Origin of the sequence: Streptomyces sp. NPDC059452 (assembly GCF_042750035.1) — a bacterium.
Taxonomy (GTDB): Bacteria; Actinomycetota; Actinomycetes; order Streptomycetales; family Streptomycetaceae; genus Streptomyces.
The window spans coordinates 1-17,309 of record NZ_JBHYVE010000037.1 but is presented as its reverse complement, the minus strand read 5'-3'; the positions used below and the strand labels follow the sequence as shown (position 1 = coordinate 17,309).

Here is a 17,309-nt window from a genome sequence, read left to right as displayed (position 1 = left end):
CGGGGGCGGTTCAGGTGTCCCAGTCCACCGTGACCACGATCTTGCCGCGCGTGCGTCCCTCCTGGTTGAGGCGGTACGCGTCGGCCGCCTGTTCCAGCGGGAAGACCCGGTCCACATGGACGGTGACGATGCCCTGTTCGGCCAGTTCCGCGAGGTGGGCCAGATCGGTGGCGTCGGGCCGGACGAAGGCGTAGCGGCCGCCGTACGAGAACACCTCGCTGTCCGCGATCGAGGCGAGCCGGCCGCCCTCGGCGAGGGTGTCGGCCGAGACCCGCAGCGCCTCGCCGCCCACCGTGTCGAAGGCGGCGTCGATGCCCTCGGGGGCCAGCTCCCGCAGCCGCTCGGCGAGGCCGTCCCCGTACGCGACGGGCTCGCCGCCCAGGCCGCGTACGTAAGCGTGGTTGCGCTCGCTCGCGGTGCCGATGACCCGGCAGCCCTCATGGCGGGCGATCTGCACGGCGAGCGAGCCGACCCCGCCCGCCGCCGCGTGGACGAGGACGGTGTCGCCGCTGCGGACCTTCAGGGTGCGGTGCAGCACCTGGTACGCGGTCAGCCCGGCCAGCGGCAGGCCCGCGGCCTCCTCGAAGCTCAGCCTGAGCGGTTTGCGGGCGAGGGTGCGTACGGGGGCGGCGACGTACTCGGCGAACGTACCGCGTGAGAGGAAGTCCTCGCGGACGTAGCCGATCACCTCGTCACCGACCGCGAACTCGTCGACGGCGACGCCCGGTTGCACGACCACTCCGGAGACGTCCCAGCCGGGGATCACCGGGAAGACGGCTTCCAGGCCGCCTTGCAGATAGCCTTCCCGGGCCTTCCAGTCGACCGGGTTGACGGCCGCCGCCCGCACCTTCACCAGGACCGAGTCGGGGCCGACCTTGGGGTCGGGCCGCTCGCCGTACTCCAGGACATCGGCCGGGCCGTACGCGCTGTAGCTGATCGCCTTCATCCCTCGACCTTCGGCGCAGGCCGGGGCCGTCGCAACTCAGGACGTACACCCGGGGTGTACGCGGCTCAGGGCGTACGCGTCTCACGGACGTACGGTGGTGAGCGGCGGCCCCGGGACCTGCGGGCGGAGGTCGGCTCCATCAGCTCGAAGGTGCTGACCGAGCGGGGACACCGATGTCCCCGCGCTGGATTGCCAGGGTTCACGGGTGATTATCGGAGTTCACTGGACGACATACCGACTGGTCGGCATGATGGTCATCGACCGTGGTCCTCGACCGTCGCCCCGACTCCCCGCAGCCCCATCGCCCCCTCGCCCCATCGCCCCGGAGGTACGCCCCATGAGTCCCGTCCCCCCACCAGGTCTCGACCCCGAGCTGCTGCGCGGGCACCTCGCCCGTGAGCGTCCCGGGCTGGTGCGCGGGCCGCTGGAGGCGCGGCTGATCGAGGGTGGCCGGTCGAACCTCACGTACACGGTCACCGACGGGACCGGCCGGTGGGTGGTGCGCAGGCCGCCGCTGGGCCATGTGCTGGCCACCGCGCACGACATGAAGCGCGAGCACCGGGTGATCAGCGCCCTGCACCCCACCGCCGTACCGGTGCCGGAGCCGGTGCTGCTCTGCGAGGACGACTCGGTGCTGGGTGCGCCGTTCTACGTCATGGAGCACGTCGAGGGAACCCCGTACCGTACCGCCGAACAGCTCGCCCCGCTGGGCCCCGAACGCACCCGGGCCGCCGTCCTCGCGCTCGTCGACACGCTGGTGGACCTGCACGCGGTGGACCCGGTGGCCGTCGGGCTCGGGGACTTCGGGCGGCCGGAGGGGTTCCTGGACCGGCAGTTGCGGCGCTGGGGCAAGCAGTTGGACGCCTCCCGCAACCGCGAGCTGCCCGGCATCGACGAGCTGCACGCCTCCCTCGGTCGGGAGCTGCCCGCCTCGCCCGCGCCCACCGTCGTCCACGGCGACTACCGCCTGGACAACGTGCTGCTCGGCCCGGACGAGAGCGTCAACGCCGTGCTGGACTGGGAGATGTCCACCCTGGGCGATCCGCTGACCGACCTCGGGCTCCTCGTGATGTACAGCTCCGAACTCGACCTGCCGCACTCCCCCGTCTCCACCACCAGCGGCGCGGCCGGGCACCCCTCCCCCGCCGAGCTGGTCGAGCGGTACGCCGCCGGGTCGGGCCGGGACACCTCCGCCATCTCCTGGTACACCGCGTTCGCCTGGTTCAAGCTCGCCGTGATCCTGGAGGGCATCCACTACCGCTACACCCTCGGCCAGACCGTCGGCGCCGGTTTCGACCGGATCGGCGATCTGGTCCCGGTCTTCATCGAGCACGGCCTCACCACCCTCCAGGAAGGCTGACCACCCATGGACTTCGCATTCGACGCCCGTACCGAGGAGCTGCGTTCCCGCCTGCTCGCCTTCATGGACGCGTACGTGTATCCGGCCGAGCAGGTCGCGGAGGAGCAGCGGGCGCTCCTCGCCTCGCCGTGGGACACCCCGGCGGTCGTGGACGAGCTGAAGGCCGAGGCGCGGCGGCAGGGGCTGTGGAACCTCTTCCTGCCCGACGCGGAGTACGGGGCCGGGCTGACGAACCTCCAGTACGCGCCGCTCGCGGAGCTCACCGGCCACTCCCCGCACCTCGCGCCGACCGCGCTGAACTGCGCGGCCCCGGACACCGGGAACATGGAGGTGCTGTTCCAGTTCGGCACGGACGAGCAGAAGAAGCAGTGGCTGGAACCGCTGCTCGCCGGGGAGATCCGTTCCGCCTTCGCGATGACGGAGCCGGAGGTGGCGTCGTCGGACGCGACGAACATCGAGACCCGGATCGTGCGGGACGGCGACGACTACGTCATCAACGGGCGCAAGTGGTACATCTCCGGGGCGATGAACCCCGACTGCGCCGTCTTCATCGTGATGGGCAAGACCGACCCGGACGGCGCCGACATCCGCCGCCAGCAGTCGATGATCCTGGTCCCGCGCGACACCCCGGGCCTCGAAGTGCGGCGTGCCATGCGGGTGTACGGGTACGAGGACCACTCCCACGGCGGCCACGCCGAGGTGGTCTTCCACGACGTACGGGTACCCGCGGCGAACCTGGTCGGCGAGGAGGGCGGCGGCTTCGCCATCGCGCAGGCGCGGCTGGGGCCGGGGCGGATCCACCACTGCATGCGGCTGATCGGGATGGCGGAGCGGGCCATCGAGCTGATGTGCCGCCGGGCGGTGGAACGTACGGCGTTCGGCAGGCCGCTCGCCCAGCAGGGCGTCGTACAGAACTGGATCGCCGACGCCCGGGTGACGGTGGAACAGCTGCGGCTGCTGGTGCTGAAGACGGCCTGGCTGATGGACACCGTGGGCAACAAGGGCGCGCACACCGAGATCCAGGCCATCAAGATCGCCACCCCGCGCGCGGTGGTGGACATCCTGGACTCGGCGGTGCAGCTGCACGGGGCGGGCGGGGTGAGCCAGGACTTCCCGCTGGCGGAGCTGTGGGCGGCGGCGCGGACGCTGCGGCTGGCGGACGGTCCGGACGAGGTGCACCAGCGGTCGCTGGCCCGGCGGGAGATCAAGAAGTACGTGTGAGCCGACGGGCGTGAACCGGGTGCGGCCCCCTCCGCCGGAGGGGGCCGCACCGAGGTCGTTCACCTGTTGCCAGGCCGTTCACCTGCCGTCAGGTCGTTCACCTGCCGTCAGAAGGTGAGCTTCCAGCTGTCGATGTAGCCGGTGTCGGACCGGTAGACGTCCTGCACCCGGAGCCTCCAGACGCCGTTGGCGGCCTTGGCGGAGGCGTTGACGGTGTACGTCGTGATGACGTTGTCAGCCGAGTCGCCGCTGCTGGAGTTCTTCAGCCGGAAGGCGGCGCCGTCCGGGGCCAGCAGATCGATCACCAGGTCACCGCGGTAGGTGTGCTTGATGTCCACGCCCACCTGGAGTGCGGCGGGGTCGTTGCCGGTCCGGCCGGAGACCGTGATCGAGGAGGTCACGGCCGCCCCGGCGTCCGGGATGGTGACGCGGGTGGGGTTGGTGTAGACGTCACCTGCGGGCGGCTCGCCCGTGGAGCCCGCGGAGAGGGTCCAGATCGCGTGGGCGGCGGCGTCGCTGTTGCGGTCCAGGGCGGTGTCGTTGATGTTCGCCGTGGTGTCGCAGGAGGTGTGGTAGCAGCGGTCGAAGGCCTGGCCCGCCGTTCCGCCCCACTTCTGCGCCTGGGCCGCGGACTTGGTGCGGCTGGCGCCGGTGAAGAGACCGCCGACGGGGACGCCCGCCGCCTTGAACGGGGCGTGGTCGGAGCGGCCGTCGCCCTCGGTCTCGATCTCGGTGGGTACGCCGAGGCCCGCGAAGTAGTCCTTGAAGGTCTTCTCGATGACCGGGTCGTCGTCGTAGACGAAGTAGCCGGCGTTCGGCGAGCCGATCATGTCGAAGTTCAGGTAGCCGGAGATCTTGGCACGCTCGGCGGCGGGGAGGTTGTTGACGTAGTACTTGGAGCCGATCAGCCCCAGCTCCTCCGCTCCCCACCAGGCGAACCGCAGCCGCTTGTCGGGCTGGTACCCGGCGCGGGAGACGGCGAGGGCGGTCTCCAGGACGGCGGCCGAGCCGGAGGCGTTGTCGTTGATCCCGGCGCCGGAGGAGACGGAGTCCAGGTGGGCTCCGGCGATCAGGACCTTGTTCGGGTCGCCGCCGGGCCACTCGGCTATGAGGTTGTAGCCGACGGCACCGCTGGTGGTGAACTGCTGGAGGGACGTGGTGTATCCGGCCGCGTCGAGCTTGGCCTTGACGTAGTCGACGGACGCCTTGTAGCCGGGGCGGCCGTGGGCGCGGTTGCCGCCGTTGTTCGCGGCGATCGTCGAGAACTGGGTGAGGTGGCCCTTGACGTTGGCCAGGGGGATGTCGGGCGCCGCGACGGCGGCGGTCGCCGCGGTCGTCGCCGGGGCGGCCTGCGCGGTGGGCGCGGCGGTCGCGAGGAGGGCCGCGAGGGCGACGGCGGCGACGGCCGCCGGGGATCTGCGCAGGGTGAGGCGGTTCGGTCTCATGGTGGGGCTCCGGATTCCGTTCGGGGACTGACGGAACGTGCGGGGGGTACCCGGCCGCGTGGAACGTACGGCCGGGTCCTGGAGCTGGTGGAACGCACCGCGCGACCGACGAGGCTCGGTGCGATGCGTGACCGATGGTCAACGAGGTGACAGTGTTCCGTCAAGAGCGGAAAGCGGACATGTCAGTTCCATTAACGAACACATATCGGCGTTTGGATGTGTTCAACCGGCCCCGAACAGGGCGGTGTTGCGTCATCCCCGGGGCTCGGAGCGCTACGGAGCTCGGAGCGCTACGGGCGCAGGGCCCGCAGCAGCAGATCCGCGAGGTGGTCGGCGACCTGCTCGCGGCTGAGCGGACCGTCCGGGCGGTACCAGGTGGAGAGGTGGTGGACCGAGCCGAAGTGGTAGTCGACCACCAGGTCGGCGGGGGTGGCGGTGGAGAACACCCCGCTGCGCTGCCCCTCCTCGATCAGCGCCCGGAACCGCTCGTGGTAGCGGCGGCGCTCCACCCGTACCTGCTTGTTCTTCTCCGGGCTCAGGTGGTGCATGGAGCGGAAGAAGATGGCGGCGTCGTCCAGGTTGTCGATGGTCGTGACGACCACGTCCGCCGCCGCGTCGCGCAGCCGCTGCTCGACCGGGGCCTCGGCGTCCGCGACGGCGTCGAGCCGCTCCTGCTGGAGCCGCAGCACCCGGGCGTAGACCTCCTGGAGCAGGTCCTCCTTGGAGCCGAAGTAGTGGTAGAGCGCTCCCTTGGTGACGCCCGCCGCCTCGACGATCTCCTGGACCGAGGTGCGGTCGTACCCGCGCTCGGCGAAGAGCCGGGTGGCGGCGGCCAGCAGCCGTTGGGGGACGGGCGTGCCATTCTGCTCCGTCGCCTTGGCCATGAGCCGCCACCTGCCTTTCATACCGTGCGTTCGCTGTTTCGACGAGGTTCTGACGGGGGGAACGCGGTCCCGCCTGAGGATCTTCCCACCTGCCGCCTTCGGCGGCTCGGTCAGGACCTCCTCCACCGGACAGCGAGCCGCCGTGGGCCCGGGCCGCCCCGGGCACCCCGGGCCCCGTCGCTCACCCGCCGGTCGTCTCCTCCCACTTCTGCTGGAGGCGGTTCATGTTGCCCATCCACCGGTCGGGGTCGGCGGCGCGGGCCTGGTAGTACCCGGCGACCTCGGGGTGCGGCAGGACCAGGAAGCGGTCGGCCGCCATCGCGTCGAACAGCGCGTCCGCGACGGCGTCCGGCTCGATGGCGCCGGGGGCGAGGACCAGCTCGCCGGCCGAACCGGCGGCGGTGAGCATGTCGGTGCGTACGCCCTGCGGGCAGATGGCGTGCACCTTGATGCCCCGGTGGCGGTAGGTGAGCGAGAGCCATTCGGCGAAGGCGACCGCCCCGTGCTTGGTGACGCTGTACGGGGCCGCGCCGATCATCGTCAGCAGTCCGGCGGCGGACGCGGTGGTGACGAAGCGGCCGCCGCCCCGCTCCAGCCACTGCGGCAGCAGGGCCCTGGCCGCGCGGACATGGGCCATCACGTTGACGTCCCAGGCGGCGGCCCAGACCTCCTCGTCGGCGAACGCGTCGCCGGGTGAGGCGAGTCCGGCGTTGGCGCAGTAGACGTCGACCGTGCCGCCCAGCGCGTCGCGGGCCGCCGCCACGACGCCCGATGCGTCCCCGGCCACGGCGGTCCCGCCGATCTCCTTCGCGAGCGGTTCGATGCGTGCGAGGTCGAGGTCGTTGACAACGACCCGCGCCCCCTCGGCGGCGAACCTGCGGGCCAGGGCGGCACCGATGCCGCCTCCGGCCCCTGTGACCACCACCCCGGCGCCCCGCACCGCGTCCGCCCCACCTGCGGTCATCGCCGTCCCGCCTCTCCCGTACGCCTGCATTCCGGTCCGTCAGCACCGGCAGACTAACCGGTCGGTATGTCATCGGGAAAGGCCCCGGAGCGGCCGGTCGGCGCGGGCGGTCTCCACGGCCCGGGTCGTTCCCCACGGCCCGCCGCCGCGCTAGCGTGCGTGGCCATGACAGTCGGCGCACGATCATGGAGGTAGCGGAATGAACCTGTCCCGACGTGGTGTGCTGGCGGCGGGCGGCGCCCTGGGAGCGCTGGCGGCGACCGGCAGTGCTCCCGCCGCCGCATCGGCCGCTTCCGTACGGGGCCGGGGCCGCCCCCGGGTCCGTACCGGCTTCGACCGGCTGGCCGCCGACGGCTACCGGCTGCTGCGGGACCAGAAGGTCGGGGTCGTCACCAACCCGACCGGTGTCACCGCCGACGTACGGCACATCGTCGATGTGATGCACCCGGACACCCGGGTGAACCTGACCGCCGTCTTCGGCCCCGAGCACGGCTTCCGGGGCACCGCGCAGGCGGGCGGTTCGGAGGGGCGGTACGACGATCCGGCGACCGGGCTGCCGGTCTACGACACGTACCTCAAGAGCGGGCAGGACCTCGCGGACATCTTCACCGCGTCGGGCGTGGACACGGTGCTCTTCGACATCCAGGACGCGGGTGCGCGCTTCTACACGTACATCTGGACGCTCTACGACTGCATGGAGGCGGCGGCGCTCGCGGGCAAGCGCCTGGTGGTGCTGGACCGGCCGAACCCGGTGACCGGGCGGGCGGCGCTGGGGCCGGTGCTGGACCCGGCGTTCGCCACGTTCGTCGGCCGCCGGGAGATCGCCCAGGCGCACGGGATGACGGTGGCGGAGCTGGCGCTGCTCTTCAACGCGGAGTTCCTGCGGGCCGATCCGGTGCGGCTGGACGTGGTGACGATGTCGGGGTGGCGGCGCTCGGACTTCTTCGACGACACCGGGCTGCCCTGGGTGCCGCCGAGCCCGAACATGCCGACGCCGGAGACGGCCCTCGTCTACTCCGGCACCTGCCTCTTCGAGGGCACCAACCTCTCCGAGGGCCGGGGCACCACGCGCCCCTTCGAACTGCTGGGCGCGGAGGGCATCGACCGCCACTGGGCGGCCGCCGCGAACGCGCTGCGGCTGCCGGGGGTGGCCTTCCGGGAGGCGTACTTCGCGCCCACGTTCTCCAAGTTCCAGGGGAAGACGGTGGGCGGGGTCCAGGTGCACGTCCAGGACCGGGAGGTCTTCGACCCGGTCCGCACGGGCATCGCCCTGCTGGTGACGGCGAAGGAGACGTGGAGCGGCTTCGCCTGGCGCCCGGACCACTGGATCGACAAGCTCACGGGGAACGCCAAGGTCCGCACCATGATCGACGCGGGGGCGGACACGGACGCGGTGGTGGCCGCGTGGCGGAGCGACCTGACGGCGTTCCGGGCGAAGCGGCGGAGGTATCTGCGGTACGAGGGGTAGTGCGGGCGGGTGCGGGGCGCGGGGCTGCTGCGGGCGGGCGCCCCTGCCTGCGGGTGTCAGCCCGGGAGGGCGCTCCGCTCGCCCGTCTCAGGCCGTGAGGTCCAGGTCGCCCAGGTACTCGCCGTCGCTCGTCAGGCCCCGCTTGCGGTAGCCGAGCTTGAGGTAGAACTCCTCCGGGCCGCCCTCGCCGGGGTGCCAGGTCACGGTCGAGAGCGTTCCGCCGCGTCGGCGGATCTCCTCGTTCACCGCGCCGACGGCGAACCGTCCGTACCCCCGGCCCTGCTCACCGGCGGCGACGGCCAGCCGCCAGAGGCCGTTGCGCAGCGGGGCGCCCGGCACATCGGCGTCGTAGTCCAGCGTCACGCCGAAGTAGGCCATCACGAAGCCCACGATGCGGTCGCCGTCACGGATCAGCCGGGGCCAGGCGACATCGGGGTGCACATAGGCCTCGGCCAACGACTGCGCGACCGGCGAGACGAACTTCCGCTGTTCGGGCGCGACTTCCAGCCGACAGGCGTCGAGCACCGTGTCGGGGGTGACCGCTTCGAGGCGGAGGGAGGCTGCTGTCATAGGGGCACCCAACCCCATCCGGCCGGGGCTCCGCCACTCGTTTCCCCTGGTCAGAGGGGAGGGGGCGGCCGATACCCGGATCCGGGTGCGCCGAGGGCCCTCGCACGGCCGCGCGCCCTCTCACCACCCATGCGCGCGCCGTTCCGCTTCAGCCCGTGTCGCCCTTCCCACATGGGGAGTCTCGGCCATTGGACGGTTTCCATCTTTCGATGGAGCCGAAACGGGCAGGCGTACGTCCACTCCTTGACGCCGAAGGACGAACGACGGAGGTGGCATACATGGCCGGTTTCCGGAGTCTTGCGAGACAGGTCCGCGATCCGCTGGGCGATCTGGCCCTGCGGCGGTACTCGCTGCGCAAGTGCCTGGAGAGATTCGCCCCCTACGGTCACCGGGCGACCTGGGACCATCTGTGCGCCCGGCACGGGATCGATCCCGAGGACCGGGCACCCGATCCGGCGCGGCTGCTGGCCGCCCTGGAGGAGTTGGAGGAGGCGCGGGCCATCTGGCTCGCGTACGAGGCGGGGTTCGCCGAGCGGCGGCGGCGCGAGAAGCACGAGGGGTTGCGGCGGCCCGGCGCGTTCGACGACTGGCACCGCCGGACGTGGGGCGGCCACGGGGTGGCCCGCTGCGCGGACCCGGAGGTCCACCCCAGCGAGCCGCTCGCCGAGGTGCTGCGGCGGCTGATCTCCGCGCTCGGCTCCGGCCCCGGCTCCGCCTGCCCGGTCTGTGCGGACACCGGGATCGAGTGGCGGCAGGAGCGGGAGCGCGGGCACGAGCCGTGGTCGGGGCCGGTGTGCACGGGGTGCGGCATCGCGGTGCCGCAGCCGGTGCTGACGGACCGCACGCTGGCCAGGGCCCGGCTGGTACGGCACCGGAGGCTGGCCGCGGCGGCAGCGGCGTAGGGAGCTCCGGGGCGCGCGTCGCCGGGGCGAGGCATTCCGTTCCCGGGGCCGATTCCGGGGCCGTTTCCGGGGCCGTTTCCGGGGCCCGTTGTCAGTGGCGGATGTCACCATCGGGGACATGATCCAGGTCTGCCTGAACGGCCGACGCGGGGCGGGCGCTTCGGCGGCCGTGCCGCTGTCCCCCGAAGCGCTGGCCCGGTCGGCGGCCGAGGCCGTCGCCGCCGGGGCCACCAACATCCATGTGCATCCGCGGACCCCCTGCGGGGAGGACACACTCTCGCCCCGGGTGGTGGCCGCGACGCTGACGGCGATACGGGCGGCGGTGCGCGTCCCGGTCGGGGTGACGACGGGCGCCTGGGCGGAGCCCGATCCGGTGCGCCGGGTGGAGCGCGTGCGGGCGTGGACGGTGCTGCCCGACCACGCCTCGGTCAACTGGCACGAGCCGGGCGCCGAGGAGCTGGCCGCCGCGCTGCTGGAGCGGGGCGTGGGCGTGGAGGCCGGGCTCTGGTCGGGCACGGAGGGGGAGCGCTTCTTCCGCCGCTCTCCCTTGGCACCCAGGGTGGAGCGGGTGCTGGCGGAGGTCACCGACACGGACCCGGCGACGGCGACCGGCTCGGCCCGGCTGCTCCTCGCCGAGATCGGCACCGCCCACGGCCGCCCGGTCCTGCTGCACGGAGAGGAGGGCGGCGCGTGGCCGGTGGCCGCCCTGGCCTTCCGGCTCGGCCTCGGTACGCGGATCGGCGCGGAGGACGTGACGGTCCTGCCGGACGGCCGCCCCGCCCGCTCGAACGCGGAACTGGTCGCCGCGGCGGTGCGGTTGCGGCAGGAGGCACCCTAGGGAGCCTCCTCCGGGGCCGGGTCCGTGGCCGGGGCGGTGTGGTCGGGTCAGCTGCCTTCCTGGTGGGGGGCCGCCGGGTTCCGCCTGCGCTCGGGCATCAGGCGCGAACCGGTGATCCGTTCGCCGGAGATGTCGTCGGGGTTGGAGAGCACGCAGTTCTCCAGCGACAGGCACCCGCAGCCGATGCAGTCGGTCAGATGGTCCCGCAACCGGTGCAACTGCGCGATCCGCTCGTCCAGTTCCCGGCGCCAGGTCTCGGAGAGGCGGGCCCAGTCCTCCCGGTTCGGCGTGCGCTCCTCGGGCAGTTCGGCGAGTGCGTCCCGGATCGTGGCCAGCGGGATGCCGACGCGCTGGGCCGCCCGCACGAAGGCGACCCGGCGCAGTGCGTCACGCGAGTAGCGGCGCTGGTTGCCGCTGGTGCGGCGGCTGCTGATCAGGCCCTTGGACTCGTAGAAGTGCAGAGCGGAGACTGCGGCGCCGCTGCGCGCCGAGAGCTGGCCGACCGTGAGTTCGTGGAGTGTCTGCGGGATCTGTGGCACTCCTCAGACCCTACTGCTCCCCCGGCGGTCCTCACTCCTGATCGTTGACAGGAAGCCACCGCACAACGATGCTGAGCAAGCGCTTAGACATCGCGCCGGAAGGTGCGGCGAACCGGAAGGCAGGGACCGGGAACATGGCAGAGCCGAAGATCTTCACGTCCGCACAGGAGCTGCGCGACGGCGTGGGCGAGCAGCTGGGGTACAGCGACTGGCTGGAGGTCGACCAGAAGCGGATCGATCTCTTCGCCGAGGCGACCGGCGACCACCAGTGGATCCATGTGGACCCGGAGCGCGCGGCGGAGGGGCCGTTCGGCTCGACCATCGCCCACGGCTATCTGACGCTCTCTCTGCTGCCCGCCCTGGTGCCGCAGATCATGCGCGTCGAGGGCATGAAGATGGGCATCAACTACGGGACCAACAAGGTCCGTTTCCCCTCCACCGTCCCCGTCGGCTCACGGCTGCGGGCCACCGCGGTGCTCAGGAGCGTGGAGGAGGCCGGGGGCGGCGTGCAGGTCACCGCGGTCGTCACGGTCGAGCGCGAGGGCCACGACAAGCCTGCGTGTGTCGCCGAGTCGGTGTCGCGCTACTACTTCTGAGCAGCACCGGGGCCTTCCGAGCAGTTCCGGGGCCCTACGGCTGCCGCGGGGCTCCGACCATCCGCAGCACGAGGTCGGCGTAGAGGGCGCCGACCTCGTCGGGCGTACGGCTGCCCTGGGCGTTGAACCAGCGGGCCACGTCGATGCAGAGGGAGAGCACGGCGAGCGTGGTGCCGGGGATGTCGGGGACGTCGAACTCCCCCGCCCGGACCCCCTCGCTGATGATCCGCCGCACCACCGCGTCGCTCCTGCGCCGCAGCTCGACGATCTCGGTGCGGTGCTCGGGGCCGAGCGCGTCCAGCTCGTACTGGACGACGCGCGCGGTGGTATGGCGCTCCGCGTGCCAGCGGACGAAGGACCGTACGGCTCCGGCGAGCCGCTCGGCGGCCGTGCCGTCCCGGTCGGCCTCGGCCTGGAGGACGTACAGCGCCCGGTCGTGACCGATCTTGCTGATCCGGTGGAGCAGCTCTTCCTTCGTCTTGTAGTGGATGTAGAGCGCGGCCGGACTCATTCCGGCCCGGCCCGCGATGTCCCGGGTGGTGGTCGCGTGGTACCCGCGCTCGGCGAAGGCTTCGACCGCGGCGACGAGGAGCCGCCTGGCCGCCTCGGGCGTGACCTCGCCCCAGGGAGCGTCCTCGCCGCTCGTCTCCTCCGCCGTACTCATCGCCCAGGGCCCCTCTCCGTCAACAGGACGAACACCATACCCCGAACCTGAGCAAGCGCTTAGGGGTGTCTCGGGGGTCGGTACGGGGTTCAAAGCCCGCCGGTACGGGTTTCAGAGCTTCTGGAAGGGGTCGTGCTCGGCGAGGATCTTCTCCAGCCGGGCCTGGTCGACCCGGCTGACGATCTGCCCGGCCTCCTGCCGGTCCCTGATCACCTTGGCCAGCGTGAAGCAGGACGTCACGAGGTAGAGCACCCCGATGGCGAGGAAGCCACGCACCCAGGCATCGGCGTCGAGGAAGAAGATTCCGAGGGCCACCGCGCCCATCGCCACCAGGAAGGAGGCGACGGCCTGGCCGTAGAAGGCGGCGGTGCTCTGCTGCTTGACCGTTGTCGTGTCACTCATGGGCTCAGCATCCGCCGACGTGGCGCACGCCACATCCGCGCCGGTACTCAGGCGGATACTCAGACACGCGTACGGGCGGAGTACGAGCCGGGGGCGGCGGCCGCGATCAGAACGCCGAGACGCCCGTCAGCGCGCGGCCGATGATGAGTTTCTGGATCTGGCTGGTGCCCTCGTAGAGCGTCATCACGCGGGCGTCGCGGAGGAGCTTGCCGACCGGGTACTCGTCGATGTAGCCGTAGCCCCCGAAGACCTGGAGGGCGTTGTTGGCGCAGCGGACGGCGGCCTCGGAGGCGTACAGCTTGGCCTGGGAGGCGGCGGTGGCGAACTCCTGGCCCCGGTCGACGAGGTCGGCGACCCGCCAGGTGAGCAGCCGGGCCGCCTCGACGTCCACGGAGATGTCGCTGAGCAGCTCCTGCACGAGCTGGTGTCCGGCGATGCCCTTGCCGAACTGCTCGCGCTCACCGGCGTACCGCACGGCCGCGTCCAGGGCGGCCTGGGCGATGCCCACACAGCCCGCCGCGACCGACATGCGGCCCTTGGCGAGGGCCGACATGGCGACGGTGAAGCCCTTGCCCTCGGGGCCGAGGAGGGTGGTGGCCGGTACGCGGACGTCCTGGAGGACCAGTTCGGCGGTGGCCTGGCCGCGCAGGCCGAGCTTGCCGTGGATGGTGCGGCGGGTGAGGCCGGGGGTGTCGGCGGGGATGAGGAAGGCGGAGACGCCGCGGTGGCCGGGGGCGTCGTTGGTGCGGGCGAAGAGGAGCACCACATCGGCCCAGGTGCCGTTGGTGATGAACGTCTTGGTGCCGTTGATGACGTAGTCGCCGCCGTCGCGTACGGCCCTGGTGGCGAGGTTCCCGGCGTCCGAACCGGTGCCGGGTTCGGTGAGGCCGAAGCAGCCGATCGCCTCGCCGGAGGTCAGCCGGGGCAGCCACTGCCGCTTCTGCTCCTCGCTCCCCCAGGACGCGATGGTCTTGGCGACCAGGCCGAGCGAGACGGAGACGATGCCGCGCACGGAGGAGTCGCCGCGGCCGAGCTCCTCGGTGACCAGGCAGTACGTGAGGTGGTCGCCGCCGGAGCCGCCGTACTCCTCGGGGACGGTGAGGCCGAGGAAGCCGAGCGCACCGAGCTTCTTCACGATCGACCTGTCCACGTTCTCGGCCCGGTCCCAGGCGACGACGTGGGGCGTGACCTCACGGGCCACGAACTCCTCGGCCAGCCGCCGGACGGCTTCCTGCTCCTCGCTGAGCTCCAGGTTCATCGCGCGCCACCCCACTTCTCGCGCACCGCTTCTCGTGCGCCGCTTAATTAGCACTGCTAGTTTCTGGTTCGCAGCGCCTACTATGAGCCGCATGGCCCGACCGCGCAAGCCCCTCCTGAGCAGAGACCGCATCGTCGAGGCGGCGGGCGCGCTCGTGGACGCCGAAGGGCTCGACGCCGTCTCCACGCGGCGGCTGGCGGCGGAACTCGGGGTCAGCGGGCCCTCGCTCTACAACCACTTCCGCAACAAGGACGAGATCCTCGACGCGGTCGCCGACACCGTCTCTGTACAGGTCGATCTGTCGATGTTCGAGGAGTCCGACCCCCGGGACTGGCGGGAGGCCCTGCACGACTGGGCGCTCTCCTACCGGGCCGCCCTCGCCGCGCACCCGCACATCGTCCCGGTCCTCGCCCGGGGCCCGGGCCGCCGCCCGGCGGGGCTGCGGGTCGCGGACGCGGTGTTCGGGGCGATGGTGGGGGCGGGGTGGCCGCCCGCGCAGGCGACCCGGATCGGGGCGCTGATGCGGTACTTCATCACCGGGTCGGCGCTGGGCTCCTTCGCCGGGGGCTTCGTCGACGACGAGAGCGCGTACGACCCGGCCGACTACCCGCACCTCGGCCAGGCGCACCTGCTGGCCGACCACCGGCGGCAGGTGGACGAGGGGGCATTCGAGACGGGGCTGCGGGCGTTGCTGGACGGGTTGGCGCTCCAGTACGAGGAGTACGCGCGGCCCACGGAGACGGTTCGGCGGGCGCCGGAACGTCCTTGACGCGCCCTGGACCCATGAGCCCTCGCCCTGCTCACGGACGGAACCCGCGCCTCCTTCTGCGGGCGGCAGGGGCGGCGCTGTGTGCGCCTGGGGGCGGACCTGGCGCCTGCTCCAGCCCGTCCGGCGTGCTCAGGCCGGAGACCGGGGGCCGTTTCAGCCCGTCCGGCGTTTGAGGACGGAACGGTGGCGGTGGCACCGGGCGACCCTTCCGTGTCCGGAAAGCATGGTTGCCGCCCGACCTGAGCACCGGTTCCGTCCTCAAACGCCGGACGGGCTGAGAGGGTGCGCGGACACGCTGGGGTGGCGTCGATTGACGGCGCCTGACAATTCGGTGGGGGCCGAACCGTTCCGGCCCTACGGTCGTGGCCATGACGACGCCCCCGGCCGCCCCGGCCCCCTCCGCCCCCGCCCCCGCCCGCTCCTGGCGGGCCACCGCCGCCGCCTGTACCACCGTGGTCCTGTGGGCCTCCGCCTTCGTCTCCATCCGGAGTGCGGGTGAGGCCTACTCCCCCGGCGCACTGGCCCTCGGGCGGCTGCTCGCGGGCGTGCTGGTGCTCGGGGCGATTCTTCTCGTACGCCGGGAAGGGCTGCCGGGACGTGGGGCCTGGCGCGGGATCGTCACCTCCGGGGTGCTGTGGTTCGGGCTCTACATGGTGGCGCTCAACTGGGGCGAGCAGGAGGTCGACGCCGGGACGGCCGCGATGCTCGTGAACATCGGGCCGATCCTGATGGCCCTGATGGGCGCCCGGATGCTCGGCGAGGGGCTGCCGCGCCGCCTGCTGCTGGGCATGGGCATCTCGTTCTCCGGCGCGGTCGTCGTCGGCCTCGCGATGTCCGGACACGGCGGCTCGTCCGTGCTGGGCGTGGCGCTCTGCCTGCTGGCCGCGGTGGCGTACGCGCTGGGCGTGGTGACCCAGAAGCCGGCGCTCGCGTACGGCTCCTCGCTCCAGATCAACACCTTCGGCTGCCTGATCGGCGCCGTGGCATGCCTCCCGTTCACCGGGGTACTGATCTCGGAGGCGGCCGACGCGCCGCTGTCCGCCACGCTGAACATGGTCTACCTGGGTGTCTTCCCGACCGCCCTCGCCTTCACCACCTGGGGTTACGCACTGGCCCGGACGACGGCGGGCCGGATGGGCGCCACCACGTACGCGGTCCCGGCGCTGGTGGTGCTCATGGCGTGGGTGCTGCTGGACGAGGTGCCGACCCCGCTCGGTGTCCTCGGCGGGCTGCTCTGCCTGGCCGGGGTGGCGGTCTCCCGGAGCCGTCAGCAGACTGGGCCCACACGCGGAAATCCGGCCAGGCCGGTGGAGGGAAACCGTCATGACGCGGAGTACCGGAGCGCACGGCGCCCGTAACGGGGATCGCAGCGGAGATCGCAGCGGGGCTGCTGACGGGAGCCGTAACGGGGCGAAAGCCCGTAACGCGACGCCGAAGAAGACCGCCCGTGAGGAGGCCGCGCAGGCGGCCCGCCACGGCGGGCCGTATCTGGACGGCTTCCGCGTGGCCGACAGCGGTGACGACGACCCGGTCCTGGTGGAGCCGGACGGCCATGCCCGGGACGCCTGGCGGGAGGACTACCCGTACGCCCACAAGCTCCGGCGCCGCGACTACGAGAAGGCGAAGCGCGCCCTCCAGATCGAGCTGCTGAAGCTCCAGCACTGGGTGAAGGAGCGCGACGAGCGGCTGGTGATCCTCTTCGAGGGGCGGGACGCGGCGGGCAAGGGCGGCACGATCAAGCGGTTCACCGAACATCTGAATCCGCGTGGCGCGCGAATAGTGGCGCTGGAGAAACCGACCGAGCGCGAACGCACCCAGTGGTACTTCCAGCGGTACGTGGCCCATCTGCCGAGCGCCGGGGAGATCGTGCTGTTCGACCGCTCCTGGTACAACCGGGCCGGGGTGGAGCGGGTCATGGGGTTCTGCACGACCCGGGAGTACCTGGAGTTCATGCACCAGACCCCCGGCTTCGAGCGGATGCTCGCCCGGGACGGCATCCACCTGGTGAAGTTCTGGTTCTCCGTCTCCCGCAACGAGCAGCGCAACCGGTTCATGATCCGGCAGATCGACCCCGTACGACGGTGGAAGCTGAGCCCCGTCGACCTGGCCTCGCTGGACAAGTGGGACGAGTACACGGAGGCCAAGGAGCTGATGCTCTTCCACACCGACACGGCCGACGCGCCGTGGACGGTGGTGAAGAGCAACGACAAGAAGCGGGCCCGGCTGGAGGCGATGCGGCACGTCCTGGACCGCTTCGACTACCCGGGCAAGGACCCGAAGGTCGTCGGGGTGCCGGACCCGCTGATCGTGGGCCCGGCCTCCCGGCTGTTCGAGGAGGGCGAGATGGACGCCCGGCTGCTGGGACCGGTCGCCTCGACCTCCCGGACGACGGACTACTAGGGCCTGTCGTCAAACTGCCGTCGTCGCCCGAAGGGCGGCCGCGCGGCGCATGGTCGCTGCGAGCGTGCGTGCCAGGCGTCGCC

Annotated in this window: 18 protein-coding genes; 9 read left to right on the top strand and 9 right to left on the bottom strand. The window is 72.0% G+C overall.

Annotation, left to right across the window (positions count from 1 at the left end; genetic code table 11):
* Positions 1–10: 10 nt before the first annotated feature.
* On the bottom strand, positions 11–946 hold the full coding sequence (locus ACFW9Z_RS32390; RefSeq protein WP_384646454.1) for an NADP-dependent oxidoreductase: 936 nt from the start codon (positions 944–946) through the stop codon (positions 11–13).
* A 337-nt stretch (positions 947–1,283) separates the two neighbouring features.
* On the opposite strand from ACFW9Z_RS32390, the gene ACFW9Z_RS32385 reads away from it, so the two are divergent.
* Positions 1,284–2,306 (top strand): phosphotransferase family protein, encoded by a 1,023-nt coding sequence (locus ACFW9Z_RS32385; protein WP_384646452.1) that lies wholly within the window; start codon positions 1,284–1,286, stop codon positions 2,304–2,306.
* Between the two features lie 6 nt (positions 2,307–2,312).
* Positions 2,313–3,527: an acyl-CoA dehydrogenase family protein gene (locus tag ACFW9Z_RS32380; protein ID WP_384646450.1), complete on the top strand. Its 1,215-nt coding sequence runs from the start codon at positions 2,313–2,315 to the stop codon at positions 3,525–3,527.
* Between the two features lie 107 nt (positions 3,528–3,634).
* On the opposite strand, the gene ACFW9Z_RS32375 is transcribed toward ACFW9Z_RS32380, so the two are convergent.
* The 3 genes from ACFW9Z_RS32375 to ACFW9Z_RS32365 form a co-directional block, all read right to left on the bottom strand.
* Positions 3,635–4,972, bottom strand: coding sequence for a M28 family metallopeptidase (locus ACFW9Z_RS32375; protein ID WP_384646448.1), 1,338 nt, complete (start codon positions 4,970–4,972; stop codon positions 3,635–3,637).
* A gap of 290 nt (positions 4,973–5,262) precedes the next feature.
* Positions 5,263–5,856: a TetR/AcrR family transcriptional regulator gene (locus tag ACFW9Z_RS32370; protein WP_384646446.1), complete on the bottom strand. Its 594-nt coding sequence runs from the start codon at positions 5,854–5,856 to the stop codon at positions 5,263–5,265.
* A 181-nt stretch (positions 5,857–6,037) separates the two neighbouring features.
* Positions 6,038–6,820: an SDR family oxidoreductase gene (locus ACFW9Z_RS32365; protein WP_384646443.1), complete on the bottom strand. Its 783-nt coding sequence runs from the start codon at positions 6,818–6,820 to the stop codon at positions 6,038–6,040.
* A 199-nt stretch (positions 6,821–7,019) separates the two neighbouring features.
* Between ACFW9Z_RS32365 and ACFW9Z_RS32360 the strand changes: the two genes are divergently transcribed.
* Positions 7,020–8,288 carry an exo-beta-N-acetylmuramidase NamZ domain-containing protein gene (locus tag ACFW9Z_RS32360; protein WP_384646441.1) on the top strand — a complete coding sequence of 423 codons (1,269 nt, stop codon included), beginning with the start codon at positions 7,020–7,022 and terminating at the stop codon, positions 8,286–8,288.
* An 87-nt stretch (positions 8,289–8,375) separates the two neighbouring features.
* On the opposite strand, the gene ACFW9Z_RS32355 is transcribed toward ACFW9Z_RS32360, so the two are convergent.
* A complete protein-coding gene (locus ACFW9Z_RS32355) occupies positions 8,376–8,858 on the bottom strand; it encodes a GNAT family N-acetyltransferase (RefSeq protein WP_384646439.1) in 483 nt (160 codons plus the stop codon).
* Between the two features lie 278 nt (positions 8,859–9,136).
* Here ACFW9Z_RS32355 and ACFW9Z_RS32350 point away from each other — a divergent pair, with 278 nt between their 5' ends.
* Positions 9,137–9,760, top strand: a complete 624-nt coding sequence (locus ACFW9Z_RS32350; RefSeq protein WP_384646437.1) for a hypothetical protein — start codon at positions 9,137–9,139, stop codon at positions 9,758–9,760.
* Positions 9,761–9,878: 118 nt separating this feature from the next.
* Positions 9,879–10,598: a 3-keto-5-aminohexanoate cleavage protein gene (locus tag ACFW9Z_RS32345; protein ID WP_384646434.1), complete on the top strand. Its 720-nt coding sequence runs from the start codon at positions 9,879–9,881 to the stop codon at positions 10,596–10,598.
* A gap of 47 nt (positions 10,599–10,645) precedes the next feature.
* Here the strand turns inward: ACFW9Z_RS32345 and soxR are convergent, their stop codons facing one another.
* Positions 10,646–11,137, bottom strand: coding sequence for a redox-sensitive transcriptional activator SoxR (gene soxR / locus ACFW9Z_RS32340; protein WP_384646432.1), 492 nt, complete (start codon positions 11,135–11,137; stop codon positions 10,646–10,648).
* A 134-nt stretch (positions 11,138–11,271) separates the two neighbouring features.
* Here soxR and ACFW9Z_RS32335 point away from each other — a divergent pair, with 134 nt between their 5' ends.
* Positions 11,272–11,733: a MaoC family dehydratase gene (locus ACFW9Z_RS32335; protein WP_384646430.1), complete on the top strand. Its 462-nt coding sequence runs from the start codon at positions 11,272–11,274 to the stop codon at positions 11,731–11,733.
* A gap of 34 nt (positions 11,734–11,767) precedes the next feature.
* On the opposite strand, the gene ACFW9Z_RS32330 is transcribed toward ACFW9Z_RS32335, so the two are convergent.
* The 3 genes from ACFW9Z_RS32330 to ACFW9Z_RS32320 form a co-directional block, all read right to left on the bottom strand.
* Entirely contained in the window at positions 11,768–12,397 is a 630-nt protein-coding gene (locus ACFW9Z_RS32330) for a TetR/AcrR family transcriptional regulator (protein WP_384646427.1), read from the bottom strand.
* Positions 12,398–12,508: 111 nt separating this feature from the next.
* Positions 12,509–12,799 (bottom strand): YiaA/YiaB family inner membrane protein, encoded by a 291-nt coding sequence (locus tag ACFW9Z_RS32325; protein ID WP_019763967.1) that lies wholly within the window; start codon positions 12,797–12,799, stop codon positions 12,509–12,511.
* Between the two features lie 106 nt (positions 12,800–12,905).
* A complete protein-coding gene (locus ACFW9Z_RS32320; RefSeq protein WP_384646425.1) occupies positions 12,906–14,057 on the bottom strand; it encodes an acyl-CoA dehydrogenase family protein in 1,152 nt (383 codons plus the stop codon).
* A 91-nt stretch (positions 14,058–14,148) separates the two neighbouring features.
* Between ACFW9Z_RS32320 and ACFW9Z_RS32315 the strand changes: the two genes are divergently transcribed.
* The 3 genes from ACFW9Z_RS32315 to ppk2 all read left to right on the top strand — a co-directional run bounded on the left by ACFW9Z_RS32315 (position 14,149) and on the right by ppk2 (position 17,226).
* The gene (locus ACFW9Z_RS32315) at positions 14,149–14,826 is read left to right on the top strand and encodes a TetR/AcrR family transcriptional regulator (protein WP_384646423.1); all 678 of its coding nucleotides are present in this window, start codon (positions 14,149–14,151) and stop codon (positions 14,824–14,826) included.
* A gap of 368 nt (positions 14,827–15,194) precedes the next feature.
* Entirely contained in the window at positions 15,195–16,184 is a 990-nt protein-coding gene (locus ACFW9Z_RS32310; protein WP_384646421.1) for a DMT family transporter, read from the top strand.
* On the top strand, positions 16,150–17,226 hold the full coding sequence (gene ppk2, locus ACFW9Z_RS32305) for a polyphosphate kinase 2 (protein WP_384646419.1): 1,077 nt from the start codon (positions 16,150–16,152) through the stop codon (positions 17,224–17,226). Before ACFW9Z_RS32310 ends, ppk2 begins: the two co-directional genes overlap by 35 nt.
* Positions 17,227–17,309: the final 83 nt, after the last annotated feature.

Bases quoted from the DNA above. Each gene is read 5' to 3' on its own strand.
- ACFW9Z_RS32390 (WP_384646454.1), bottom strand. From the start codon at position 946: ATGAAGGCGATCAGCTACAGCGCGTACGGCCCGGCCGATGTCCTGGAG.
- ACFW9Z_RS32385 (WP_384646452.1), top strand. From the start codon at position 1,284: ATGAGTCCCGTCCCCCCACCAGGTCTCGACCCCGAGCTGCTGCGCGGG.
- ACFW9Z_RS32380 (WP_384646450.1), top strand. From the start codon at position 2,313: ATGGACTTCGCATTCGACGCCCGTACCGAGGAGCTGCGTTCCCGCCTG.
- ACFW9Z_RS32375 (WP_384646448.1), bottom strand. From the start codon at position 4,972: ATGAGACCGAACCGCCTCACCCTGCGCAGATCCCCGGCGGCCGTCGCC.
- ACFW9Z_RS32370 (WP_384646446.1), bottom strand. From the start codon at position 5,856: ATGGCCAAGGCGACGGAGCAGAATGGCACGCCCGTCCCCCAACGGCTG.
- ACFW9Z_RS32365 (WP_384646443.1), bottom strand. From the start codon at position 6,820: ATGACCGCAGGTGGGGCGGACGCGGTGCGGGGCGCCGGGGTGGTGGTC.
- ACFW9Z_RS32360 (WP_384646441.1), top strand. From the start codon at position 7,020: ATGAACCTGTCCCGACGTGGTGTGCTGGCGGCGGGCGGCGCCCTGGGA.
- ACFW9Z_RS32355 (WP_384646439.1), bottom strand. From the start codon at position 8,858: ATGACAGCAGCCTCCCTCCGCCTCGAAGCGGTCACCCCCGACACGGTG.
- ACFW9Z_RS32350 (WP_384646437.1), top strand. From the start codon at position 9,137: ATGGCCGGTTTCCGGAGTCTTGCGAGACAGGTCCGCGATCCGCTGGGC.
- ACFW9Z_RS32345 (WP_384646434.1), top strand. From the start codon at position 9,879: ATGATCCAGGTCTGCCTGAACGGCCGACGCGGGGCGGGCGCTTCGGCG.
- ACFW9Z_RS32335 (WP_384646430.1), top strand. From the start codon at position 11,272: ATGGCAGAGCCGAAGATCTTCACGTCCGCACAGGAGCTGCGCGACGGC.
- ACFW9Z_RS32330 (WP_384646427.1), bottom strand. From the start codon at position 12,397: ATGAGTACGGCGGAGGAGACGAGCGGCGAGGACGCTCCCTGGGGCGAG.
- ACFW9Z_RS32325 (WP_019763967.1), bottom strand. From the start codon at position 12,799: ATGAGTGACACGACAACGGTCAAGCAGCAGAGCACCGCCGCCTTCTAC.
- ACFW9Z_RS32320 (WP_384646425.1), bottom strand. From the start codon at position 14,057: ATGAACCTGGAGCTCAGCGAGGAGCAGGAAGCCGTCCGGCGGCTGGCC.
- ACFW9Z_RS32315 (WP_384646423.1), top strand. From the start codon at position 14,149: ATGGCCCGACCGCGCAAGCCCCTCCTGAGCAGAGACCGCATCGTCGAG.
- ACFW9Z_RS32310 (WP_384646421.1), top strand. From the start codon at position 15,195: ATGACGACGCCCCCGGCCGCCCCGGCCCCCTCCGCCCCCGCCCCCGCC.
- ppk2 (WP_384646419.1), top strand. From the start codon at position 16,150: ATGACGCGGAGTACCGGAGCGCACGGCGCCCGTAACGGGGATCGCAGC.